The sequence below is a fragment of the Streptomyces gobitricini genome, assembly GCF_039532985.1.
Lineage (GTDB): Bacteria > Actinomycetota > Actinomycetes > Streptomycetales > Streptomycetaceae > Streptomyces > Streptomyces gobitricini.
The window spans coordinates 90,780-114,232 of the sequence record NZ_BAAASR010000052.1 but is presented as its reverse complement, the minus strand read 5'-3'; the positions used below and the strand labels follow the sequence as shown (position 1 = coordinate 114,232).

Below are 23,453 nucleotides of genomic sequence, written 5' to 3'. Positions count from 1 at the left end.
CCGGGGAAAGGCGCGAGGCGACGGGCGGCGCCGCGGCCCGCCGCGCCGAGGACGGCCGGACCGGGCTCCTCCCGCGCCGGCCGGTCCGCCGCACTCGGCGTGACGTGCTCGTCCGCCGACTGTCGGTGGGGTGCGGCATGATCGGAGATGTGACGCGACGCCTGATGCTCCTCGACACCGCTTCCCTCTACTTCCGCGCCTACTTCGGGGTCCCGGACTCCGTGAAGGCCCCGGACGGCACGCCGGTGAACGCCGTGCGCGGGCTGCTGGACTTCATCGCCCGGCTGGTCCAGGACCAGCGGCCGGACGACCTGGTGGCCTGCATGGACGCGGACTGGCGCCCGGCGTGGCGGGTCGAGCTGATTCCGTCGTACAAGGCGCACCGGGTCGCGGCGGAGACGGAGACGGGGCCGGACGAGGAGGAGGTCCCGGACACGCTGTCGCCCCAGGTCCCGGTGATCGAGGCGGTGCTCGACGCACTGGGCATCGCCCGGGTCGGCGTCGCCGGGTACGAGGCGGACGACGTCATCGGGACGCTGGCGGGGCGGGCGGCGGGCACGGTGGACATCGTGACCGGTGACCGGGACCTGTACCAGCTGGTGGACGACGCGCGGGGGGTGCGGGTGCTGTATCCGCTCAAGGGTGTCGGGACGCTCCAGGTCACGGACGAGGCCTGGCTGCGCGCGAAGTACGGCGTGGACGGACCCGGCTACGCGGACCTGGCGCTGCTGCGCGGCGACCCGAGCGACGGGCTCCCGGGCGTCCCGGGCGTCGGTGAGAAGACGGCGGCCAAGCTGCTCGACACCTACGGCGACCTGGCCGGGATCATGGCGGCGGTGGACGATCCGGCGTCGGGGCTCACGCCCGCGCAGCGCAGGCGGCTGGACGAGGCACGTGACTATGTGGCGGTCGCGCCGAAGGTGGTGCGGGTCGCCGGGGATGTACCACTGCCGGAACACGACCCGGCTCTGCCGCCCCGGCCGCGCGACCCGGCCGAGCTGGAGAGGCTGGCGGCGCGGTGGGGACTGGGCGGCTCGCTCGACCGGCTCCTCGCGACTCTCCGGGCCTGAGGTGTTAACTTAGGTTAGCCTAAGCAACCACACATCCTGGGAGACCACTGTGGCGGAACAGCCGACCCGCAAGGCACCCAAGGCGCGAGAGGCGCGTGTCGTGCGCACGGAGCGGCTCACGCCGCACATGGTGCGCGTCGTCCTCGGCGGCGACGGGCTGGCCGGGTTCGCCGCGGACGAGTTCACCGACCACTACATCAAGATCGTCTTTCCTGCACCGGGCGTGACGTATCCGGAGCCGTTCGACATGACGCGGATCCGCGAGGAGTTCCCGCGCGAGCAGTGGCCCACGACGCGCACGTACACGGTACGGGCGTGGGACGCCGCACAGCGGGAGCTGACCGTCGACTTCGTCGTCCACGGCGACGAGGGCCTGGCCGGCCCGTGGGCGGCCCGTGCCCAGGTGGGCGAGACGGTGCGCTTCCTCGGCCCGGGCGGCGGCTACGCGCCGGACCCGGCGGCGGACTGGCACCTGCTGGTCGGTGACGAGAGCGCGCTCCCCGCGATCGCCGCGTCGCTGGAGCGGTTGCCGGAGGAGGCCGTGGGGCACGCCCTGATCGAGGTCGAGTCGGCCGACGAGGAGCAGAAGATCGCCGCCCCGCCCGGCGTGCGCCTCCACTGGCTCCACCGCGGCGGCCGCCCGGTCGGCGAGCCGCTCCTGGCCGCGGTACGGGGCCTGGACTTCCCGCCCGGCGACGTGCACGCCTTCGTCCACGGCGAGGCGGGCTTCGTCAAGGACCTCCGTCGGCACCTCCGCATGGAGCGCCAGATCCCCCGCGAGCGCCTCTCCATCTCGGGTTACTGGCGCCTGGGCAAGACGGACGAGGCATGGCGGGCGATCAAGCGGGACTGGAACGAGCAGGTCGAACGCGAGCAGGAGAACCCGCCGGCCTCCGTCTGACCCCTTCCTCAGGCACCCGAGCCGACCACCGGCCGCGCCGGGGCCATGAAGGCGGGCCGACCACTGGCGGCGCTCACGCACGGCGACCGCGCGGCGTGGGAGGGCACGGCCGTCCTGGACGAGCTGGTCCGGGTCGTACTGGCGGGGGCCGGCCCCCTGGCGGCGGTGCCGGACACCCTCGCCGCCGTCGACGCCGACCGCCGGGAGCGGGGGGGGCACCGTCCTGGCGTCGGACCGGCACCCGGACCAGGCGACCGAGGTTCGACGGAGCGGTGTGGCCGTGTCGGGCTCGGCGCTCCGGGCTCTGCTGGACCGGTTCCTCCGAGGCCGCCCTGGCCGCGGCCCGGGCGGAGACACCGACACCGCCGCGGCCCTCGACCAGGGCGGCGACACCGATACCGTCGCGGCCGTCACGGGCATGCCGGCGGGCGCGATGTACGGGGCCGGGGCCGTCCCGGCCCGCGCAGGGCGTCGATCCCGGCGCGCGGCGTCGGCGCCCGGCGCTTCGGCGCGCGGCATCGGCTCCGGCGCCCGGCGCCGGTCTGCGCTGCACGTGCGTGCTCCTGCCCGGTCACGGCGACCGCGTGCTGCGCGCACCGGAACCGGCCGTGCTGGCCGAGGCCCTCGCGGCCGGGCCCGCGCGGTGATCACGCCGAGGGCCCGGCCGGTTGCGCCCGGCCGGGCCCTCGGCGCGTACGTCGGCGGACGTCAGCCCACGGAGCTGTAGGCGACGACGCCGCGCAGCAGCGCGTCGACCGCCTTGCGGGCGTTCTTGGCGACCGTGCTGTTCTCCTTCGGCGCGGCCGCCGCGATCTGGCCCAGGACGTCGATGACCTGCTTGCACCAGCGGACGAAGTCGCCGGCCGGCATCTCCGCCTCGCGCAGCACCTCGTCGAGGCCCTTGTCGGAGGCCCACTGGTGGGCGGCCCAGGCGAATCCGAGGTCCGGCTCCCGCTGGCCGACGCCCTCGGCCTGGTTGATCCGGAACTCCTCCTCCAGGGCGTCCAGCCGTCCCCAGATCCGCACCATCTCGCCGAGCGCCGCCTTGGCCCTGCCGGACGGCAGCTTCGGCGCGACAGCGTCGTCCGCCTGCCTGGCCTCGTAGACCAGGGCCGACACGCACGCGGCCAGTTCGGCCGGGTTGAGGCCCTCCCAGACACCGTCGCGGAGGCATTCGCTCGCCAGCAGGTCCAGTTCGCCGTAGAGCCGGGCGAGCCGCTTGCCGTGCTCGGTGACCTCGTCGCCGCGCAGGTAGTCCATCTCCGTCAGGAGAGCGACGATCCGGTCGAAGGTGCGGGCGATGGTGTTCGTACGCCCCTCGATGCGCCGCTCCAGCTGCCGCGTGTCGCGCTGCAACCGGTGGTACCGCTCGGCCCACCGCGCGTGGTCCTCCCGCTCGTCGCACCCGTGGCAGGGGTGCGCGCGCAGTTCGGAGCGCAGGCGGGCGATCTCACGGTCGTCGGCGGCCGCGGAGCGCTGCTTGCGGTGCCGCTCCGGCGCTATGTGCCCGGCCTTGGTACGCAGCGCGGACGCGAGGTCGCGCCGCGACTGCGGGGAGCGCGGGTTGAAGGACTTGGGGATGCGCATCCGCTCCAGCGCCTCGACCGGCACCGGGAAGTCGATCGATCCCAGCCGCTTGACCTGCCGTTCGGCGGTGAGCACCAGCGGGCGCGGCCCGTCGTGGTGCTCGAAGCCCCGGTGCCCGTTGGAACGCCCGGCCGGCAGACCCGGGTCCAGCACCAGCGCCAGCCCGGCGAACTTGCCGGTCGGCACGTGGATGACATCACCCGGCTTGAGCCGCTCCAGTGACGTGGCGGCGGCCACCCGGCGCTGCGTGGCCCCCTGCTTGGCCAGCTCCGTCTCACGGTCCTTCAGCTCGCGGCGCAGCCGCGCGTACTCCTCGAAGTCGCCGAGGTGGCACGTCATGCCCTCCCGGTAACCTTCCAGCCCCTCCTCGTTCCGCTGGACCTGGCGCGAGATGCCGACCACCGACCGGTCCGCCTGGAACTGCGCGAATGAGGTCTCCAACAGCTCGCGCGAGCGGTGCCGGCCGAACTGGTCGACCAGGTTGACCGCCATGTTGTACGACGGCTTGAAGCTGGAACGCAGCGGGTACGTACGGGTGCCCGCCAGACCGGCGAGGTGGCCGGGGTCCATGCCGCGCTGCCAGAGCACGACCGCGTGGCCCTCGACGTCGATGCCGCGCCGCCCCGCGCGCCCGGTCAGCTGGGTGTACTCGCCCGGTGTGATGTCGGCGTGCTGCTCGCCGTTCCACTTGACCAGCTTCTCCAACACCACCGAGCGGGCGGGCATGTTGATGCCGAGCGCCAGCGTCTCGGTGGCGAACACCGCCTTGACCAGGCCGCGTACGAACAGTTCCTCGACGACCTCCTTGAAGGTCGGGAGCATGCCCGCGTGGTGCGCCGCGATGCCCCGCTCCAGGCCTTCCAGCCATTCGTAGTACCCGAGGACGTGCAGGTCCTCGGTGGGGATCGAGGCGGTGCGCTCCTCGACGATCTCGCGGACGCGGGCCCGCCCCTCCTCGTCGTTCAGGCGGAGTCCGGCGTACAGGCACTGCTGTACGGCGGCCTCGCAGCCCGCCCGGCTGAAGATGAACGTGATGGAGGGCAGCAGCCCCTCGGCGTCCAGCCGCTCGATGACCTCGGGCCGCCCGGGCGTCCAGATCCGCGAACGCTGCCGCCGCTCCCGCTCCCGGTCGGCCTCGCGGCCACGGCGCCGGTCCCGGCCGCCCATCGGTCGCGAGTTCTCCATGCGCGCGAGGCGGACCAGGTCGGGGTTGACCTCGCGCCGGCCGGGTCCGCGGCCGCCGTGGTCGGTCTCCTCCTCGAAGAGGTCGTAGATCCGGCGTCCTGCCAGGACGTGCTGCCACAGCGGTACGGGCCGGCTCTCGGAGACGATCACCTCGGTGTCGCCGCGGACCGTGTCGAGCCAGTCGCCGAACTCCTCGGCGTTGGACACGGTCGCGGAGAGCGACACGAGGGTCACGGACTCCGGGAGGTGAATGATCACTTCCTCCCAGACTGCTCCGCGGAACCGGTCGGAGAGGTAGTGCACCTCGTCCATCACCACATAGCCCAGACCACGGAGGGACTGGGAGCCCGCGTACAGCATGTTCCGCAGGACCTCGGTGGTCATGACCACCACCGGCGCCTCGGAGTTGACGCTGTTGTCACCGGTGAGCAGGCCGACCTTGCCGGCCCCGTACCGCTTGACCAGGTCGGCGTACTTCTGGTTCGACAGCGCCTTGATGGGCGTGGTGTAGAAGCACTTGCGCCCCTGCTCCAGAGCGAGGTGCACGGCGAACTCACCGACGATGGTCTTGCCCGAGCCGGTGGGTGCCGCGACGAGTACCCCCTTGCCGGCCTCGAGGGCCTGGCATGCCTCGATCTGGAAAGGATCCAGCTCGAAGTCGTACAGGGCGCGGAAGGGGGCGAGCGCGGTCGCCTCCTCGGCGGCGCGGCGCCGGGCGGCTGCGTACGCTTCCGCGGGTGTGAGTTCTTCTGTCATCTTGCTATCGAGCCTACCCGCCGGCACCGACAGTCAGCCGATCTTTAATCGGTCCGTCCACGCGTGACCGGGGGCTTGCGCAGCGAGAACGGCCGAAGGCCCTCCGTGGTCCGGAGGGCCTTCTTTCCGCGTGGGCGTGCGCCGGGGCGCACGCGTCAGGTGACGTCGTCGTAGCCGCTGCCGTTCACCCGCCGTGAGCGGCCACCGTCCGCCTGCTCTGGCAGGGCGGGGGCGGCGGGGACCGGCTCGACCGCGCCTACGGCCTCGGGTGTGAGGTCCAGCTCGGACGCCTCGTCGTCCGAGAGGCCGCGATCGGGGTTCCGGAAGCTTCTTCGCCGGTCGTTGAGCAGGGAGATGCCCACCGCGATGAAATAGAGCACCGCCAGCGGACCGGCCAGCAGGATCATCGACAGCGGGTCGCCACCGGGGGTGGCGATCGCGGCGAACGCCGTCAGACCGATGATCATGCCCCGCCACCAGTGCAGCATGCGCCGCCCGGTGAGCACACCCGTGAAGTTGAGCAGGATCAGCAGCAGCGGCAGCTCGAAGGCCAGGCCGAAGACGACCACCATGCGGGTGATCAGGTCGAGGTAGTCGTCGAGCGGCAGCAGGTTCTTCGCGCCGTCCGGCGTGAAGCTCAGCATGATCTCAGCGGTCTGCGGCAGGATCGTGTACGCGACGTACGCGCCGAGGACGAAGAGCGGAACGCCGATGACCGCGAAGCCGAGCGCGTAGCGCTTTTCCTTCTGGTGCAGACCCGGGGCGACGAAGGCCCAGAGCTGGTAGAGCCAGACCGGCGTGGCCACCAGGACGCCGGCCATCAGCGCCACCTTGAGCGCGATGGTGAACGGCGACAGCAGACCATTCGTCGTCATGTCAGCGCACGGCCTGCCGTCCTTCGTGACAAGCTGGCCATTCGCGCAGCCCACCGACTCCAGAATCGGCCGCATCAGGAATTCGAAGATGTCCTTCTGGAAGAAGGCCGCGACGATCACCGCTACCGCTACCGCGATGACCGACTTCAGCAGCCGGTTCCGCAGTTCACGCAAATGATCGACAAGGGGCATCCGCCCCTCGTCGTTCTTCTCCCGCTTGCGGGCAGACTTGAGCAACCCACGTCCCTTGTCTCGTGCGAGTGCGGCAGCCGTCAGCGCGTGTGCGTCAGCTCTTGGTGGTGTTCTGCTCCGCGACCGGGCGGGCGCTGCTCACGTCGCCGGGGGCGGCCTGGATCGTGCGCGGCGCGGCCTGCTGAGCGGCCGGGTCCGTGGTGGACGCCGGGGCGGGCTCGGCGTCGTCCTTCTTCATGGCCTTCGCCTCGCTTTTGAGGATACGAGCCGACTTGCCCAGCGAACGCGCCATTTCGGGAAGCTTCTTGGCACCGAAGAGCAGCAGGATCACGACGATGATCAGAACGATCTCGAGGGGCTTCAGATTGCCGATCATGTGCGACTTCCTTCTCACCGAGGCGGCTGGGGCGTGGGATTTACCTGTGCGACCGGACGGTTGTCCAGTCCCGTGCTGCAAGGATCGTAACTCGCACGGGTAAACGTCGGGCAATCCCTGTGCATACTCCGCGTTCCCGGCCGGAGCGCTGCGACTGCGCCGGGACCAGCAGCGTACCTCTCCCGCCCGGGCCCGAGGAGACCGCCGACGTCAGCGCAACCCGTCGCCGGTATGGGCGAGATCGGTGGCCGCCCGCTCCAGGTCCTCGGCGGCGCGGTTGATCCGCTGTGTGGTGTGCGTCACTTGACGGCCGAGCCGTTCGGCTTCGATGAACACCCGGATGCCGAGGACGCCGAGGACGGCGATACCGAGGAACCCCAGGGCGATGGCGAGCATGGGCCAGAACATGCAGAGAGCCTAGACGACACTCAGACGGTGGAGTGGAGGCGCAGCGTCCGCACGCCACCGCCGGTGAGGAGCTCCACGATGCGCTCCCCGGCCGGCTTGCGCACGGCGGAGCCGCATTCGGGGCAGGTGAAGGAGTAGAAGGTGGTCCGCCGACTGGCACCGATGGCCAGCCGCAGGGAACCGGCCGAGAGTTCGCAGCGGGCCTGGCACTCGGGGCAGGCCGCCTTGAAGAGGACCGGCACCGACGGCGGCGACATCATTCCCGGCATCACGGACAAACCTCTCAATTCCCTCTACGGCTGCCTCTACGAGCGCCTGTGCGGCTCAACTGGCTCGGTCCCGCCCTACGCCCGGTCGTCGTACGCGGCCAGCGCCTCGCACGCCGCGCGCCGGGCGCTAGCGGCCAGCTCCGGCGGGGAGACGATCCGGCCCTCCCCGCCCAGGCGCAGCGCGAGCCGCCGGAGCGATGCCGGGTCCGGCGTACGAAGAGTGATCCGCAGCCCGCCGTCGGGCAGCTCCTCCGCGCTGTCGTGCGGGTAGTACTCGGCCACCCACCGACCGCCGGGCCCGACCTCCACCACGACCTCCGGGTCGTCGGCGGACGGGTGGACCAGGCCCTCGGACAGGTCGCGCAGCTCGACCTCGGGCGGCGCGGAGGGGTCGTCCAGCAGACGGATCTCGGCCACCCGGTCGAGGCGGAAGGTGCGCCGCGCCTCGGACAGGCGGCACCAGGCCTCCATGTAGGTGTGGCCGACGGCGAAGAGCCGGATGGGGTCGACCTCCCGCTCGGTGAGCTCGTCCCGCGCGGGCGAGTAGTAGCGCAGCCACAGTCTGCGCCGCTCCGAGATGGCGCGGTCGACCTCGGCGAAGACCCCGCCCTCGGACTCGAACGTCACCGACAGCCGGGAGCTGGCTCCCGCCGCCTCGCCCGCCGCGGCCTCCAGCTTCGCGGTGGCGCGCAGCAGCGCCTCCCGGTCGCCCTCGCGCAGTCCGGGCAGAGTGGCGACGGCCCGGGCCGCGACCAGCAGCGCGGTCGCCTCGTCGGCGGCGAGCCGCAGGGGCTCGGCGACGTCGTCGGGGTTGTGCCACCAGATCTGCTCGCCGTCCGTATCGATGTCGAGCAGATCACCACCGCGGAAACTGGTCCCGCACATGGGCAGCACGTCGAGGTCGGAGATCAGCTCGTCCTCGGTGATGCCGAACGCCCGGGCGACGTCGCCGACGTGCGCGCCGGGGCGCTCACGCAGGTAGGTCACCAGCGAGAGCATCCGCCTGGTCTGGTCGATCGCGTTCGCGGCCATCGTTCTGTCCGTCCCCCTCAGCCCTTGGCCACGGCACGCAGCCGGTCCACCACATCGGCCCGCAGATCGGCGGGCTCCCGTACGACGACGTCCGGGCCGAACTCCACGAGCCAGGCGTCCAGGCCGTGCCCGTACGGAATCTCCAGCTCGTCCCAGCCGTCCCCCAGTTCCCGCACCGACAGGGCGCGGGCGCGCAGCGGATAACCGCAGTCGGTGCGCAGCCGGATGAGCGCGGACCGGGTCGCCGTCTCTCCCGCCCAGCTCTCGACGGTCTCGCGCACGGTCGACACGTCCGGTACGGGCGCGGTGAACGCGCCCGCCCTGGAGCGGACCTTCCCGGTGATCCTGGAGAGCCGGAAGACACGCTCGGCGCCCCTGCCCCGGTCCCAGCCGGCCAGGTACCAGTGGCCGCGCCAGCACTCCAGGGTCCAGGGCTCGACCTGTCGGGTCTCCGGGCGCGCGGCGTTGGCCTTGCGGTACTCGAAGACGACGGGGCGCCGGTCGCGGCAGGCCAGCATCAGCGGCTCGAAGGCCGCCTCGTGGACGGGGATGCGCGGTTCGAGGGCGCTGTGCGGGGTGTCGTACGTGTCCTCCGCCTCCGGCATGCCGGCGGCGCGCAGCTTCTGCAGGGCTCCGCTGGCGGCGCCGGCGAGCCGGGCCTGCTGCCAGACCTTGGCGGCCAGGCCGAGTGCGGCGGCCTCTTCGGCGTCGAGCTGGATCGGGGGCAGCCGGTTGGAATCGCGGCGGGCGAGGTAGCCGGTCTCCCCGTCGAGGTTCTCCACGGTCTCGATGACCAGGCCGAGCTCACGCAGATCGTCCTTGTCGCGCTCGAACATGCGGTTGAAGGAGTCGTCGGAGCCGGCTTCCAGGTAGGCCTCGATCGAGCTGCGCAGTTCCCGCTTGCTCAGCGGGCGCCGGGTCCCCAGCAGGCACAGCGCCAGATTCATCAGCCGCTCGGCCTTGGCAATGGCCATCGACGCCCTGCACCTCTTCTTATGGAGTCACTTTTGCCGCTCAACGTACCGCCCCGGGGTGTCGCGGCAAAAGTCGCGGCAAGGCCGAGGGCCCGCGCCGGGAGGCACGGGCCCTCGGGGTGAGCGGGGCGGACGGTCAGACGCCGACCAGGTCGCAGACGAAGATCAGGGTCTCGCCCGGCGCGATGGCGCTGCCGGCGCCGCGGTCGCCGTACGCGAGGTGCGCGGGGATGATCAGCTGGCGGCGGCCACCGACCTTCATGCCCTGCACTCCACGGTCCCAGCCCGCGATGACCTGTCCGACACCGAGCTGGAACTGCAGCGGGGTGCCGCGGTTCCAGGACGAGTCGAACTCCTCACCGGTGGAGAAGGCCACGCCCACGTAGTGGACCTTGACCATGTCGCCGGCCTTGGCCTCGGGGCCGTCGCCCTCCCAGATGTCCTTGATCTCCAGGTCCTTCGGCGGCTCGCCACCCGGGAAGTCGACCTCGGGCTTCTCGATGCTCACGTAAAACAGTGCTCCTCAGACGATGTACTGATCAACCGGGACAGTCTTACATCACGGCGAGGATGTCGAGCGAGAAGACCAGCGTCGAGTTGGCGGGGATGTCCTCGGACGCCTGGGCGCCGTAGCCCAGCTCCGGCGGGACGACGAGCATCACCCGGCTGCCGACCTTCTTGCCCGCGAGCCCCTGCTGCCAGCCCTTGATCAGGTTCTGCAGCGGGAACTCGGCGAGCTGGCCCCTCTTGTAGGTGGAGTCGAACTCCTTGCCGCCCTCCCACAGGACGCCCTTGTACTGCAGCAGCAGCTTGTCGGTGGGCTTGACCACCTGACCGTCGCCCTCGAGCACGTACCTCGCGACGAGCTCCTTCGGCGCGGGCTTCTTCGGTACGTCGATGGACGGCGCCGCACCGTCGGTGTTGGTGCCGACCTTGGGCAGGTCGATGTTGTCCTGCGCCACCTCGCGACCCTTCGAGGAGCTCTTGCCGTTGAAGGTGCCGCGGATGTCGACCACGAACACCAGGGTGTCGGTGCCCTTGATTCCGCCCTGCGGGTTGCCCTGCGTCCCGTAACCGAGGGCCGGCGGGATCGCCAGCTCGACGCGGCTGCCGACCTTCTTGCCGGGCAGCGCGCGGTCCCAGCCGGGGATGAGCTGGCCGACGCCGATGGCGCTGGTCAGTGGCGCCTTCCGGTCGTAGGAGTTGTCGAAGACCTTGGCGGTGTCCCAGATCTGCCCGAGGTAGTCGAACTGGAGGTAGTCGCCCTTGGCCACCGTCTGGCCGTCGCCGGGGATGAGCGTCTTCACCGCGAGGTCGGACGACGGCTTGCCCGAACCCTTGGCGACGGTCGGCTTCTGGCCGAACTTCGTGCCCGCGGTGACAGCGGGCAGCGGGCCGTCCACGATCTTCACGGAGGGCTCCCCGGACGCGGACGGGCTCTCGTCGGTCTTGGCCTTGTCGGACTTGTCGTCGCCGCACCCCGCGAGGGTGAGCAGGCCGGCGGGGACGGCGAGAAGGAGGGAGCGACGGCGCACGGAATGCCTCGTATCTTGGTCGGGATCTCGGGGATCTGCAGGTCTTCGCTGTCGAGTTCGCGAGGGTGTCGCGTCACTCTACGGCGTGACTCTACGGCGTGCGTGAGGCGCCGCACGAGCAACGCACGACGCCTCACAGCGCCGATCCCCGGCCCGTACGGCCCCGCCGCGCCCACCCTCCGCGCGGTGACCGCGCGGTGCCCCGGCCCGGTCTCCGGGCTCTCGCGGCCCGTACCGCCGGGCGCACCGGCCGGGCACGGCCCGGTACCGGCGCGCGGCCCCGGGAACGACGGACCCGGGAACGACGGACCCGCCCCGGGCCGCAGGGCCACGGGGCGGGTGACCGCACCGGCTCCCGGCCGGCCGGACCCCGGCCGCTACATGCCGGCGATGAGCTTCTCCACCCGGTCGTCGACCGACCGGAAGGGGTCCTTGCACAGCACGGTGCGCTGCGCCTGGTCATTGAGCTTGAGGTGCACCCAGTCGACGGTGAAGTCCCGCCGCTGCTCCTGCGCCCGGCGGATGAAGTCGCCGCGAAGCCGCGCCCTGGTGGTCTGCGGGGGCACCGACTTGCCCTCGAAGATCTTCAGGTCGTTGCAGATCCGGGCGGCCTGGCCCTTCTTCTCCAGCAGGTAGTAGAGCCCACGCCGGCGGTGGATGTCGTGGTACGCGAGGTCTATCTGGGCGACCCGCGGGTGCGACATGGTCATGTTGTGCTTCGCCCGGTACCGCTCCAGCAGCTTGTACTTCATGACCCAGTCGATCTCGGTGCCGATCCGGTCGAGGTCCTCCTCCTCGATCGCGTCCAGCGTGCGGCCCCACAGCTCCAGGACCTGCGCGACGGTGCCCGTGCGGATGCCGCGCCGGTCGACGAAGTCGGCGGCCTTCTCGTAGTACTCGCGCTGGACCTCCAGGGCGGAGGCCTCGCGCCCGCTGGCGAGCCGTACCTTGCGCTGGCCCGTGATGTCGTGGCTGACCTCGCGGATCGCCCGGATCGGGTTCTCCAGGGTGAGGTCGCGCATCACCGTGCCGGCCTCGATCATGCGCAGGACGAGGTCGGTGGCACCGACCTTCAGCAGCATGGTCGTCTCGGACATGTTCGAGTCGCCGACGATGACGTGGAGGCGGCGGTACCGCTCGGCGTCCGCGTGCGGCTCGTCGCGGGTGTTGATGATCGGCCGGGAGCGGGTCGTCGCGGAGCTGACGCCCTCCCAGATGTGCTCGGCGCGCTGGCTGACGCAGTAGACGGCGCCGCGCGGGGTCTGCAGCACCTTCCCGGCGCCGCACAGCAGCTGCCGAGTGACGAGAAACGGGATGAGGATGTCCGCGAGCCGCGAGAACTCCCCGTGGCGGGCGACGAGGTAGTTCTCGTGGCAGCCGTAGGAGTTTCCCGCCGAGTCGGTGTTGTTCTTGAAGAGATAGACGTCGCCCGCGATTCCCTCCTCGTGCAGGCGGCGTTCGGCGTCGACGAGCAGACCCTCGAGAATGCGCTCGCCCGCCTTGTCGTGGGTGACCAGCTCGGTCACGTTGTCGCATTCTGGAGTTGCGTATTCCGGATGCGAACCCACGTCGAGGTAGAGGCGGGCGCCGTTCCGCAGGAAGACGTTGCTGCTGCGGCCCCATGACACGACACGGCGGAAGAGGTAGCGCGCCACTTCGTCAGGAGACAGTCGGCGCTGTCCCCTGAACGTGCACGTGACGCCGTACTCGTTCTCCAGCCCGAAAATGCGGCGGTCCATGACTGAACATTACGCCTGACGGCCTGTGCTGAAACCGGGTTCGACGGCACCGTTTCGATCATTTTCCGATGCCGCCACGACATCTTCCCCGTGTTGGGCCACGTGAAGGGGAACTGCCAGTACCTTCTGGGTGGCCAGAAGGACGAGCAGGGCGACGAAACCGCCGACGCCCGCCACGGCGAAACTCGCGGTGGTGCCGGAGAGCTGGACCACCGGTCCCGCCACGGCCGTTCCGGCGGCGGCCCCCACGCCGAAGGTGGTGACCAGCCAGGAGAACGCCTCGGTGACCGTGCCGCGCGGGGCGTGGCGGTCGACGACGATGAACGCGCACGCGATGGCGGGCGCCAGGAACACGCCCGCCAGAGCCGCCAGGGCGGTCATCGCCACCACGCCCGGGGTGAGCGTCAGCGGCAGGTAGCCCAGCGCCAGCAGTCCGACCAGGACCCGCAGCCGGCGCTCGGGGGCGCCCGCCCAGTGCCGCGCCCCGTACACCACGCCGCCGATCAGCGCGCCGAGTCCGAGGGCGGCCATCAGCCACCCGTACACGGACGGGTCGCCGTGCTCCTCGGCGTAGGCGATCCCGGCGACGGTGATGGAGCCCATGGCGAGGCCGACGAAGAAGAAGGAGCCGAGCAGGGCGAGCAGCCCGGGCGAGCGCAGCGCGCCGAGCCAGTGGGCCTCGCGGGGCGCGGAGCGCCAGGCCCTGGAGGGTTCCGACACGACGACGGAGAGGGCGCCGAGCACACCGATCGCGTTGATGACGAGCAGGGCGGCGGCGGGTGACCAGAGCGCCACGAGCAGCGTGACCAGCAGGGGGCCGACGGTGAACATGATCTCCTGGGCGACCGCGTCCATGGCGTAAGCCCGGTGGACCCGGTCCTCGCGGCCCAGGACGTCCGGCCACAGGGCGCGCAGCCCGCCCTCCAGCGGCGGGGTGAACAGCCCGGCGACGGCGACGGCCGCGTAGGCGAGCAGCAGCGGCTCGGTGCCGGTCAGCACCAGCATGGCCATGCCCAGGGCCGACACCAGGGCCGCGGGAAGCTGGACGCGGGGCTGGCCGTACAGGTCGACGGCACGGCCGAGGAGGGGTTGCCCGATGGCGTTGCCGATGCCGTACACGGCGGCGAGTCCGCCGGCGAGGCTGTAGCTGCCGCCCTCGGCGCGGGTGAACACCATGATCGCGATGGGTCCCGTGCCGTTGGGGAGGCGGCCCGTCAGGGTGCCTATGAGGAGCCTGGCGGCATGGGGAGCCTTCAGGAGGTCGGCGTATCCGCCCGGTGCGGCGGCCATGTGCTGCCCCTCTCCCCCGGCGCCGGGGCCGGGGTTTTACGTATAACGTCGTTCGTCATACGTACCATGTCGGCATCCCGCGGGTCCACCCCGCGGATCGTGATCGTCGAAAGCGGAGGCGCGCGTGCACCATCCGGACCCAGCGGTCCCCGACCCGGCGTCCCGGCAGGCGGCCGAGCCCGCCCCCCGGCGGACCGCCGGCCCCGACGGGCGGGGCACCGGCGCCTCCGGGGCCGGGGGCCCCGGCGCGCCCGGCCCTGCGGCCGGGCGTCCCACCAGCCGCGACGTGGCACGGGCCGCGGGCGTCTCGCAGGCCACCGTGTCGCTCGTGCTGGGCGACAAGTGGCGCGGGCGGGTGTCCGAGCGCACCGCCCGGCTGGTGCGGGAGACCGCCGACGAGGTCGACTACCGGCCCAACCTCGCGGCGCGCAACCTCCGGCTGGGCCGTACCCGCACCGCGCTGCTGGTGGTGCCCGCCCTGACGAACGAGTTCTTCGCCCGCGTGTACACGGGCGCCGCCGCCGTGGCCGCCCGGCACGGGTTCGGTGTGGTCCTGTACCCCTCCCCCGAGGGCGTCGGCCCGGCGAGGGACCCGTTCGCCTCCGCACGCGCGGCACTGGACGGGGTGATCGCCTCCTCGATGGCCGCCGACGCGCTGCGGGCGATCCGCGGCACGGACCTGCCGCTGGTGATGCTCGACAGTGACCCGGCCGACACGGACGCCGCCGCCCATGTGAACCTCGACATCGCCGACGGCATGCGGCAGGTGACGGACCATCTGCTGGGGCTGGGTCACCGCCGTTTCGTCCACCTGTCGTCCGCCGTGCCGTCCTGGACCTTCGACGTACGCGGCCGGGCCCTGGCGGCGTGCCTGGGCGGCGTCCCGGACGTCTCCGTACGGACCGTTCCGGCGCCCCTGGAGGTGAACGGCGCCAGGGAGGCCGCCGAGCGCGCGCTGACCGCGCCGGGGCCCCGTCCGACGGCCTTGGTCTGCGACGACGACATCGTGGCGGCGGGCGCCTGCAAGGCGGTACGGCGGCTGGGGCTGCGGGTCCCGGAGGACGTCTCGGTCACCGGGTTCGACGACCTGGCGCTGGCCACGGCAGTGGAACCGGAGCTGACCACGGTCCGGCTGCCCGCCGAGCGGATCGGCGAGCGCGGGATGGCCGCCCTCCTGGACGTCCTGGCGGGCCGTCCGCCGGAGCGCGGCGACCTCCCGGTCACCCTGATGCCCCGCGGCTCCTCCGGCCCGCCGGGGCCCTGACACGCCGGTGCCCCGGACCGCTCGCGCACGGGTCCGGGGCACCGCCGGCCCGGGTCAGTCCTCCGGCGTCTCCGGCTCCTCGTCGGACGGAGCGTCCGTCGGGGTGGAGGCGGAGGCGTCGGCCTCCAGGAGGCGGGACAGCTGGCGCCCGACGATCCGCTTGAACTTGCGCTGCTGCGGACGCGTGCGGTCCAGGATCGCCACCTCCAGCCGCTCGGCGGGGATCTCCCGCTCGCTGCCGTTGGTGTCCCGGGACAGCGCCTGCACGGCGAGCTTCAGCGCCTCGGCGAGCGACATCCCGTCACGGTGGCGCTGGTCGAGGAAGCTGCTGATCTGCTCGGCGTTGCCACCGACCGCCACCGAGCCGTGCTCGTCCACGATCGATCCGTCGTGCGGCAGCCGGTAGATCTGGTCGCCGTCCGGGGAGGTGCCCACCTCGGCGACGACCAGCTCCACCTCGTAGGGCTTCTCACCGGCGCTGGAGAAGATGGTGCCCAGCGTCTGGGCGTAGACGTTGGCGAGTCCACGCGCCGTCACGTCGTCGCGGTCGTAGGTGTAGCCGCGCAGGTCCGCGTAGCGCACGCCGCCGATCCGCAGGTTCTCGTACTCGTTGTACTTACCGGCCGCGGCGAAACCGATCCGGTCGTAGATCTCGCTGAACTTGTGCAGCGCACGGGACGGGTTCTCGCCGACGAAGACGATGCCGTCGGCGTACTGCATCACAACCAGGCTGCGTCCACGGGCGATGCCCTTGCGGGCGTACTCCGCCCGGTCCTGCATGGCCTGTGCGGGCGAGACATAGAACGGCGTCGTCACCGGCTATCCGTCCCTTTCTTCAGATGGGCAAACATCAGAGCAGCGCGGCGCGCGGGCCGTCGGGCTGTTCGAGGCGGCGGTCCAGGATCGCGCGGGCGGTCTCGGAGGACTCGGCCTCGGTGAGCCGCCGGAAGCCCTCGTCGGTGATGACGGTCACGATCGGGTAGATCCGCCGGGCCACGTCCGGGCCGCCGGTCGCCGAGTCGTCGTCCGCCGCGTCGTAGAGCGCCTGCACGACCAGGGTGATGGCCTGCTGCTCCGTCAGGTCGTCGCGGTAGAGCTTCTTCATGGCGCCCCGGGCGAAGATCGAACCGGAGCCGGTGGCCGCGAAGCCGTGCTCCTCGGAACGGCCGCCCGTCACGTCGTAGCTGAAGATCCGGCCCTTCTCGCGCTCGACGTCCCAGCCGGCGAAGAGCGGCACCACGGCCAGTCCCTGCATCGCCATGCCCAGGTTGCTGCGGATCATGGTGGAGAGGCGGTTCGCCTTGCCCTCCAGGGAGAGCTGCGTGCCCTCGACCTTCTCGAAGTGCTCCAGCTCCAGCTGGAAGAGCTTGACCATCTCCACGGCGAGACCGGCGGTGCCGGCGATGCCCACGGCCGAGTACTCGTCGGCCGGGAACACCTTCTCGATGTCCCGCTGGGCGATCATGTTGCCCATCGTGGCGCGCCGGTCACCGGCGAGCACCACGCCGCCGGGGAAGCTGGTGGCGACGATGGTGGTGCCGTGCGGTGCTTCGATGGCGCCCTGCAGGGGCGGCAGGGCCCGCTTGCCGGGCAGCAGATCGGGCGAGTGGTCGGCCAGGAAGTCCATGAACGAGGAGGAGCCGGGCGTCAGGAAGGCTGCCGGCAGACGCCCGATGCTACGAGGGTTGGCTTCCACGCGTTTCCTTCCGAAATGAGGCGGCGGCCCGCCGCTGCGACGGTCGGGCCGATCATGCGTGCTGTGCACGGACCTTACCCGTGCCGTCGCCGGTCATCCGTCCCGGTGCCATCGGCTTTCACCGACGGCACCGGGAGGGACAACGAGCTCTACTGTCCGCCCTTTTGCACGAAGGACCGTACGAAGTCCTCGGCGTTCTCCTCGAGGACGTCGTCGATCTCGTCGAGCACGGAGTCGACGTCGTCGGACAGCTTCTCCTGGCGCTCCTTGAGGTCCTCGGACGCCTGCGCGTCCTGCGCCTGCTCCTCGACCTCCTCGGTGGAACGTGTGGCCTTCTGCTGCCCGCCGCCGGTGTCCTTGGTCGCCATATGCCTCACCCCGCTCGGTTTGCCCGCTTGGTTCGGTCTCTCAAGATCAGACCCTACAAGGACGGTCTGACATCGGCCCTGTACTTGCTCCAACGTCCAGGGAGTAGTCCCATGATTCCCGTGGATCCCCGGGCCAAGCGCTTTTTCGTACGCGTACTCGCCCGCCGTCAGCGGCCGGACAGCACGCGGACCAGCTCTTCCGCCGTGCGGCAGCGGTCCAGGAGCTCCTTCACGTGGTTACGTGTACCACGCAACGGTTCCAGGGTGGGCACCCGTTGCAGAGAGTCACGGCCCGGCAGGTCGAAGATCACCGAGTCCCATGAGGCCGCGGCCACGTCATCGGCGTACTGCTCCAGACAGCGACCGCGGAAATAGGCCCTGGTGTCCTCTGGAGGCTTCGCCTGCGCCCGTGTGACGGCGTCCTCGTCCAGCAGCCGCTGCATCCTCCCTCGGGCCGCCAGACGGTTGTACAGGCCCTTCTCGGGGCGCACGTCGGCGTACTGCAGGTCGACCAGGTGGAGCCGCGCGGCGTCCCAGTCCAGGCCGTCACGGCGGCGGTAGCCCTCCATCAGCTCCCGCTTGGCCACCCAGTCCAGCTCGCCCGCCAGGCTCATGGGGTCGTTCTCGAGCCGGTTGAGCGTGTCCTCCCACCTGGCCAGCACGTCCTTGGTCTGCTCGTCCGCGTCGGCGCCGAACCGCTCCTCGACGTACTTGCGGGCCAGCTCGAAGTACTCCATCTGCAGTTGTACGGCGGTGAGTGTCCGGCCGCTGCGCAGAGTGATGAGGTACTGGAGCGAAGGGTCGTGGGACACCTGGTGCAGGGTCCGCACGGGCTGGTCGACGGCGAGGTCGACCGTGATGAAGCCGTCCTCGATCATCGACAGGACGAGCGCCGTGGTGCCGAGCTTGAGGTAGGTCGAGATCTCGGAGAGGTTGGCGTCGCCGATGATCACATGGAGCCGGCGGTACTTCTCCGCGTCGGCGTGCGGCTCGTCGCGGGTGTTGATGATGGGGCGCTTGAGGGTGGTCTCCAGGCCCACCTCGACCTCGAAATAATCGGCGCGCTGACTGAGCTGGAAGCCGTGCTCGTGGCCGTCCTGGCCGATGCCGACCCGGCCCGCGCCCGTGACGACCTGCCGGGAGACGAAGAAGGGTGTCAGGTGGCGCACGATGTCCGAGAAGGGAGTCTCCCGCTTCATCAGGTAGTTCTCGTGCGTGCCGTAGGAGGCGCCCTTGTTGTCGGTGTTGTTCTTGTAGAGGTGGATCGGCTGGGCGCCCGGCAGCTGGGCCGCCCGCTCGGCGGCCTCCGCCATGATCCGCTCGCCGGCCTTGTCCCACAGCACGGCGTCCCGCGGGTTGGTCACCTCCGGCGCGCTGTACTCGGGGTGCGCGTGGTCCACGTAGAGTCGCGCGCCGTTGGTGAGGATCACATTGGCCAGGCCGATGTCCTCGTCCGTCAGCTGGCTGGAGTCGGCGGCCTCGCGGGCGAGGTCGAAGCCGCGGGCGTCCCGCAGCGGGTTCTCCTCCTCGAAATCCCAGCGGGCGCGCCGCGCCCGGTGCATCGCCGCCGCGTAGGCGTTGACGATCTGGGACGAGGTGAGCATGGCATTGGCGTTCGGGTGGCCGGGGACGGAGATCCCGTACTCCGTCTCGATGCCCATTACTCGCCGTACAGTCATGCGGCCCTCCTTGCCCGGCGGCGTCCCCGTCCGGGAACGGCGCTCAAGTACCGCTGCTTCTCCGATGCGTGTGCGGTGCCCGTCCCCGCACTGCGCGACTGGGCGGTACGGAAGAGCCTAGAACGCCTCTGCGCTGGTGGGGAGATCAATTGCGTCATTGCTGCGGTGTCGTCGGAATGATGGCCAGGGACCGGTGAAAGCAACCGGCCGCGGATGCCCTCCCCCGCCGTGGGCGGGGGACTCCGGGGCACCCGCAGCCGGAATGCGATCTACAGGTACTGACCGGTATTCGCCACCGTGTCGATGGACCGACCGGTGTCGGCACCCTGCTTTCCGGTGACGAGCGTGCGGATGAAGACGATCCGCTCGCCCTTCTTTCCGGAGATCCGGGCCCAGTCGTCCGGGTTGGTGGTGTTCGGCAGGTCCTCGTTCTCCTTGAACTCGTCCACGCATGCCTGGAGGAGGTGGGAGACCCTGAGACCTTTCTGGTTGTGGTCGAGGAAGGCCTTGATGGCCATCTTCTTCGCCCGGTCGACAATGTTCTGGATCATCGCGCCGGAGTTGAAGTCCTTGAAGTACAGGACTTCCTTGTCGCCATTGGCGTACGTGACCTCGAGGAACCGGTTCTCCTCGGATTCCGCGTACATCTGCTCCACGACCGACTGGATCATCGCCTGGGCCGCGGCTTCCTTGGACCCATTGTGCTCGGCCAGGTCGTCCGCGTGCAGCGGCAGCGAAGGTGTCAGGTACTTGGCGAAGATGTCCTTCGCGGCCTCCGCGTCCGGACGCTCGATCTTGATCTTCACATCGAGTCGGCCCGGCCTGAGGATGGCGGGGTCGATCATGTCCTCGCGGTTGGAGGCGCCGATGACGATGACGTTCTCCAGGCCCTCCACACCGTCGATCTCGGCGAGCAGCTGCGGGACGATGGTGTTCTCCACGTCCGAGCTGACACCGGAGCCACGGGTGCGGAAGAGGGACTCCATCTCGTCGAAGAAGACGATCACCGGAGTGCCCTCGCTCGCCTTCTCACGAGCGCGCTGGAAGACCAGGCGGATGTGCCGCTCGGTCTCGCCGACGTACTTGTTGAGGAGCTCGGGGCCCTTGATGTTGAGGAAGTAGCTCTTCCCCGCGGGCTGGCCGGTCACCTCGGCGACCTTCTTGGCAAGCGAGTTGGCGACGGCTTTCGCGATCAGTGTCTTGCCGCAGCCGGGCGGGCCGTAGAGAAGGATGCCCTTCGGCGGCCGCAGTTCGTGCTCCTGGAAGAGGTCGGGGTAGAGGTACGGGAGCTCGACCGCGTCCCGGATCAGCTCGATCTGGTTCCCCAGACCACCGATCTTGGTGTAGTCGACGTCCGGGACCTCCTCGAGGACGAGTTCCTCGACCTCGCTCTTCGGGATCACCTCGTAGACGTAGCCGGACCTGGGCTCCAGCAGCAGGGCGTCGCCGGGCCGGATGGTGATGTCCAGCAGCGGCTCGGCGAGCCTCACCACCCGTTCCTCGTCGGTGTGCCCGATCACCAGGGCGCGCTCGCCGTCCTCGAGGATCTCCTTGAGGGTGACGATGTCCCCGGCGCGCTCGAACTCCATGGCCTCGACCACGTTGAGCGCTTCGTTGAGCATCACTTCCTGGCCGCGCCGGAGCTCCTCGAGCTCGACGCTGGGGCTGACGTTCACCCGGAGCTTGCGGCCCCCGGTGAAGATGTCGCAGGTGTCGTCCTCGTTCGCACGCAGGAAGACACCGAAGCCGGCCGGCGGCTGCGCGAGCCGGTCGACCTCCTCCTTGAGGGCCACGATCTGGTCGCGGGCCTCACGGAGCGTGTTGGCGAGTCGCTCGTTCTGCGCGGACACGCCGGCCAGGTTGGTCTGCAGCTCGACGATCCGCTCTTCGAGAATCCTCGTATGACGCGGAGAGTCGGCGAGCTTACGTCGCAGGACGGCGATTTCCTGCTCGAGATAGGCAACCTGGCCGGCAGGGTCTTCAGACCCCCGCCCCGGCCGGATGCCGCGGTTGATGTCGTCGTCGTGGGCTGCCACGGTCCTCACCTCCTCCAAGGGGAGCTGGACGCTTTCTGACCCTACCTGGGTGGGTGAGGATTGAAACCCCTAGATCACAAAGACTCTCGGGGTGTGTCCGATCTTCACCCTTGCGCTCTCCCTCGCACCAGGGGGATACCCACCCATCAACATCTGAAAGCGGGCGGTTGTATCGTCGGTGTGGTCAACACCCGTCAGGGTTGGCCCGACTTACCACACCAGAGGCAGGAACATGACCGTGCAGCACGAGGCTCCGACCACGGGCGCCGGCGAGGCCCTGGAGGTCTGGATCGACCAGGACCTCTGCACCGGCGACGGGATCTGCGCGCAGTACGCTCCCGAGGTCTTCGAGCTGGACATCGACGGCCTCGCGTACGTGAAGAGCGCCGACGACGAACTGCTGCAGGCCCCGGGCGCCACCGCGCCCGTCCCGCTGCCGCTGCTCCAGGACGTCGCCGACTCCGCCAAGGAGTGCCCCGGCGACTGCATCCACGTACGGCGCGTTTCGGACAGGGTCGAGGTCTACGGCCCTGACGCCGAGTGACCGTTCAGGCACCCATGGATCCGGCCGCGGCGGTACGGACGAACTTGTCGCCCTCCCACCGCCACTTGACCGTCTCCCGCTGATCGGGACAGCAGCTCGGTACGTCCGGTGAGGAGTACCCGAACAGGGCCGCCGTGACCACTCCGTCACGTACGGCGAGCCCCCCGACGCTGCGCCGCTCGGCCGGCTCCACCAGCGTGGCGACCACGCGGGCGGCACCCGCGGCTCCGCCGCCGGTGCCGCGGGCCAGGACGTACAGGCCGCTCGGCGGCGTACCGGAACCCGCTCGGCAGTGCGCCGCCACGACCGTCTCCGGGCGGCCGTCCCCGTCGATGTCGCCCGTCGCCCGCTTCGCCACCACGCTGGACGCGCCGCCGCATTCGAGGGGGTACGTGACCGTGGCCGAGTCGGGAGCGGGAGCCGGGGCGGGCGCCGCCGCCGGCCGGATCCCGCCCGCCTGGGAGGCGGTCGCGGAGCCGGGCTGGAGCATTCCGGCACCGGCGACGACCGCGGCCATCGCCACGGCGGTGGCGAGCCAGTGCACCGGGCGGGCGTGGGTGTGCGCGAGGTCCCGGACGGCGGAGGTCTGCACGCGGGGTGTCTCCTGTGAGCTGTGCGGTGGCGGTGGCCTGCATCGTGCCATACGTCACACCGAGGGGGAACCGGGGGGTGGTACGGCGAACGTGAAGGCGCCGCCGTCGAGTTCCCCGCCGGTGGCGGGAACTCGACGGCGGCGCCGCGGCGTTGCCGGAGCGTCAGCCCCTGTCTCTGCCCCGTGTCAGCCCTTGTTGGGGCCTTCGTAGTCCTCGCCGTACGCACCCTTGGCGGGGCGGCGGCGGCGCATCGGGGGCTCCACGCCGTCCGCGAGGCGGCGGGCGGTGACCAGGAAGCCGGTGTGGCCGATCATCCGGTGATCGGGGCGGACCGCCAGGCCCTCCACGTGCCAGTTGCGGATCATCGACTCCCACGGCTGCGGCTCGGCGTAGCAGCCGATCTCGCGGATCGACTCCACGGTGCGGGCGAGCTGGGTGGTGGTCGCGACGTAGCAGCAGAGGATGCCGCCCGGGACGAGGGCCTTGGAGACGGCCTCCAGGCACTCCCACGGGGCGAGCATGTCCAGGATGACCCGGTCGACGTCGCTGTCGGAGAGGTTGTCCTGGAGGTCGCCGACGGTGAGCTGCCAGGCGGGGTGCGGACCACCGAAGTAGCGCTCGACGTTGCCCTTGGCGATCTCGGCGAAGTCCTCGCGGCGCTCGTAGGAGTGCAGCATGCCGCTGTCACCGATGGCTCGGAGCAGGAAGCTGCTGAGCGACCCGGAACCCACCCCGGCCTCGACGACGCGCGCGCCGGGGAAGATGTCGGCGAAGGCCAGGATCTGCCCCGCGTCCTTGGGGTAGACCACGGCGGCGCCGCGGGGCATGGACAGGACATAGTCGGGGAGCAGGGGGCGCAGCGCGAGGTAGGCGACGTTTCCCGTGGTACGGACAACACTGCCCTCGGGAGCACCGATCAGCTCGTCGTGCGGGAAGGAACCCTTGTGGGTGTGGAAATTCTTCCCGGCCTCGAGCGTGAACGTGTAGTGGCGTCCCTTGGGGTCGGTGAGCTGGACCTGGTCCCCGACCTCGAAGGGCCCGCGACGGCGGGCGGCACCGGTCGGTTCGGACATGTGACCAGTGT

Annotated in this window: 22 protein-coding genes and 1 pseudogene; 5 read left to right on the top strand and 18 right to left on the bottom strand. The window is 70.7% G+C overall.

Annotation, left to right across the window (positions count from 1 at the left end; translation table 11 throughout):
- Positions 1 to 164 precede the first annotated feature (164 nt).
- The 3 genes and pseudogenes from ABD347_RS30320 to ABD347_RS30770 form a co-directional block, all read left to right on the top strand.
- Positions 165 to 1,070 carry a 5'-3' exonuclease gene (locus tag ABD347_RS30320; protein ID WP_344367200.1) on the top strand — a complete coding sequence of 302 codons (906 nt, stop codon included), beginning with the start codon at positions 165 to 167 and terminating at the stop codon, positions 1,068 to 1,070.
- 49 nt (positions 1,071 to 1,119) lie between these two features.
- Complete coding sequence (locus ABD347_RS30315) at positions 1,120 to 1,971, top strand: siderophore-interacting protein (RefSeq protein ID WP_344367177.1); 852 nt, start codon at positions 1,120 to 1,122, stop codon at positions 1,969 to 1,971.
- Between the two features lie 30 nt (positions 1,972 to 2,001).
- Positions 2,002 to 2,618: pseudogene (locus ABD347_RS30770) on the top strand (ADP-ribosylglycohydrolase family protein); the annotation flags it as partial.
- A 61-nt stretch (positions 2,619 to 2,679) separates the two neighbouring features.
- On the opposite strand, the gene ABD347_RS30310 reads toward ABD347_RS30770, so the two are convergent.
- The 11 genes from ABD347_RS30310 to ABD347_RS30260 form a co-directional block, all read right to left on the bottom strand.
- Positions 2,680 to 5,499 (bottom strand): DEAD/DEAH box helicase, encoded by a 2,820-nt coding sequence (locus ABD347_RS30310; protein ID WP_344367176.1) that lies wholly within the window; start codon positions 5,497 to 5,499, stop codon positions 2,680 to 2,682.
- 155 nt (positions 5,500 to 5,654) lie between these two features.
- Positions 5,655 to 6,611, bottom strand: coding sequence for a twin-arginine translocase subunit TatC (gene tatC, locus ABD347_RS30305; protein ID WP_344367175.1), 957 nt, complete (start codon positions 6,609 to 6,611; stop codon positions 5,655 to 5,657).
- 49 nt (positions 6,612 to 6,660) lie between these two features.
- Positions 6,661 to 6,942 carry a Sec-independent protein translocase subunit TatA gene (gene tatA, locus ABD347_RS30300; RefSeq protein ID WP_344367174.1) on the bottom strand — a complete coding sequence of 94 codons (282 nt, stop codon included), beginning with the start codon at positions 6,940 to 6,942 and terminating at the stop codon, positions 6,661 to 6,663.
- 210 nt (positions 6,943 to 7,152) lie between these two features.
- Entirely contained in the window at positions 7,153 to 7,350 is a 198-nt protein-coding gene (locus tag ABD347_RS30295; RefSeq protein ID WP_344367173.1) for a hypothetical protein, read from the bottom strand.
- Positions 7,351 to 7,370: 20 nt separating this feature from the next.
- Positions 7,371 to 7,619, bottom strand: a complete 249-nt coding sequence (locus ABD347_RS30290; protein ID WP_344367172.1) for a hypothetical protein — start codon at positions 7,617 to 7,619, stop codon at positions 7,371 to 7,373.
- 75 nt (positions 7,620 to 7,694) lie between these two features.
- Positions 7,695 to 8,651 carry a helix-turn-helix transcriptional regulator gene (locus ABD347_RS30285; RefSeq protein ID WP_344367171.1) on the bottom strand — a complete coding sequence of 319 codons (957 nt, stop codon included), beginning with the start codon at positions 8,649 to 8,651 and terminating at the stop codon, positions 7,695 to 7,697.
- A gap of 17 nt (positions 8,652 to 8,668) precedes the next feature.
- A complete protein-coding gene (locus tag ABD347_RS30280) occupies positions 8,669 to 9,625 on the bottom strand; it encodes a helix-turn-helix transcriptional regulator (RefSeq protein WP_344367170.1) in 957 nt (318 codons plus the stop codon).
- 136 nt (positions 9,626 to 9,761) lie between these two features.
- Positions 9,762 to 10,133, bottom strand: coding sequence for an FKBP-type peptidyl-prolyl cis-trans isomerase (locus ABD347_RS30275; RefSeq protein ID WP_344367169.1), 372 nt, complete (start codon positions 10,131 to 10,133; stop codon positions 9,762 to 9,764).
- Positions 10,134 to 10,179: 46 nt separating this feature from the next.
- Entirely contained in the window at positions 10,180 to 11,160 is a 981-nt protein-coding gene (locus ABD347_RS30270) for an FKBP-type peptidyl-prolyl cis-trans isomerase (protein WP_344367168.1), read from the bottom strand.
- A 377-nt stretch (positions 11,161 to 11,537) separates the two neighbouring features.
- Entirely contained in the window at positions 11,538 to 12,899 is a 1,362-nt protein-coding gene (gene pafA, locus ABD347_RS30265) for a Pup--protein ligase (protein WP_073758312.1), read from the bottom strand.
- A 9-nt stretch (positions 12,900 to 12,908) separates the two neighbouring features.
- On the bottom strand, positions 12,909 to 14,189 hold the full coding sequence (locus ABD347_RS30260; protein ID WP_344367167.1) for an MFS transporter: 1,281 nt from the start codon (positions 14,187 to 14,189) through the stop codon (positions 12,909 to 12,911).
- 286 nt (positions 14,190 to 14,475) lie between these two features.
- On the opposite strand from ABD347_RS30260, the gene ABD347_RS30255 reads away from it, so the two are divergent.
- Positions 14,476 to 15,453: a LacI family DNA-binding transcriptional regulator gene (locus tag ABD347_RS30255; RefSeq protein ID WP_344367166.1), complete on the top strand. Its 978-nt coding sequence runs from the start codon at positions 14,476 to 14,478 to the stop codon at positions 15,451 to 15,453.
- Positions 15,454 to 15,507: 54 nt separating this feature from the next.
- On the opposite strand, the gene prcA is transcribed toward ABD347_RS30255, so the two are convergent.
- The 5 genes from prcA to arc form a co-directional block, all read right to left on the bottom strand.
- On the bottom strand, positions 15,508 to 16,269 hold the full coding sequence (gene prcA / locus ABD347_RS30250; RefSeq protein WP_344367165.1) for a proteasome subunit alpha: 762 nt from the start codon (positions 16,267 to 16,269) through the stop codon (positions 15,508 to 15,510).
- Between the two features lie 34 nt (positions 16,270 to 16,303).
- A complete protein-coding gene (gene prcB, locus ABD347_RS30245) occupies positions 16,304 to 17,149 on the bottom strand; it encodes a proteasome subunit beta (protein ID WP_344367164.1) in 846 nt (281 codons plus the stop codon).
- A gap of 149 nt (positions 17,150 to 17,298) precedes the next feature.
- Positions 17,299 to 17,517, bottom strand: a complete 219-nt coding sequence (locus ABD347_RS30240) for a ubiquitin-like protein Pup (RefSeq protein WP_016325855.1) — start codon at positions 17,515 to 17,517, stop codon at positions 17,299 to 17,301.
- A gap of 167 nt (positions 17,518 to 17,684) precedes the next feature.
- Positions 17,685 to 19,196 carry a depupylase/deamidase Dop gene (dop, locus tag ABD347_RS30235; RefSeq protein WP_344367163.1) on the bottom strand — a complete coding sequence of 504 codons (1,512 nt, stop codon included), beginning with the start codon at positions 19,194 to 19,196 and terminating at the stop codon, positions 17,685 to 17,687.
- Between the two features lie 269 nt (positions 19,197 to 19,465).
- Positions 19,466 to 21,232, bottom strand: a complete 1,767-nt coding sequence (gene arc / locus ABD347_RS30230) for a proteasome ATPase (RefSeq protein WP_344367162.1) — start codon at positions 21,230 to 21,232, stop codon at positions 19,466 to 19,468.
- 232 nt (positions 21,233 to 21,464) lie between these two features.
- Between arc and ABD347_RS30225 the strand changes: the two genes are divergently transcribed.
- Positions 21,465 to 21,776 carry a ferredoxin gene (locus tag ABD347_RS30225; RefSeq protein ID WP_344367161.1) on the top strand — a complete coding sequence of 104 codons (312 nt, stop codon included), beginning with the start codon at positions 21,465 to 21,467 and terminating at the stop codon, positions 21,774 to 21,776.
- Between the two features lie 4 nt (positions 21,777 to 21,780).
- Here ABD347_RS30225 and ABD347_RS30220 read toward each other — a convergent pair whose 3' ends face one another.
- Together ABD347_RS30220 and ABD347_RS30215 are read right to left on the bottom strand one after the other, a co-directional pair.
- Positions 21,781 to 22,368, bottom strand: a complete 588-nt coding sequence (locus tag ABD347_RS30220; RefSeq protein WP_344367159.1) for a hypothetical protein — start codon at positions 22,366 to 22,368, stop codon at positions 21,781 to 21,783.
- Positions 22,369 to 22,554: 186 nt separating this feature from the next.
- Complete coding sequence (locus ABD347_RS30215) at positions 22,555 to 23,442, bottom strand: tRNA (adenine-N1)-methyltransferase (protein WP_344367157.1); 888 nt, start codon at positions 23,440 to 23,442, stop codon at positions 22,555 to 22,557.
- Positions 23,443 to 23,453 lie beyond the last annotated feature (11 nt).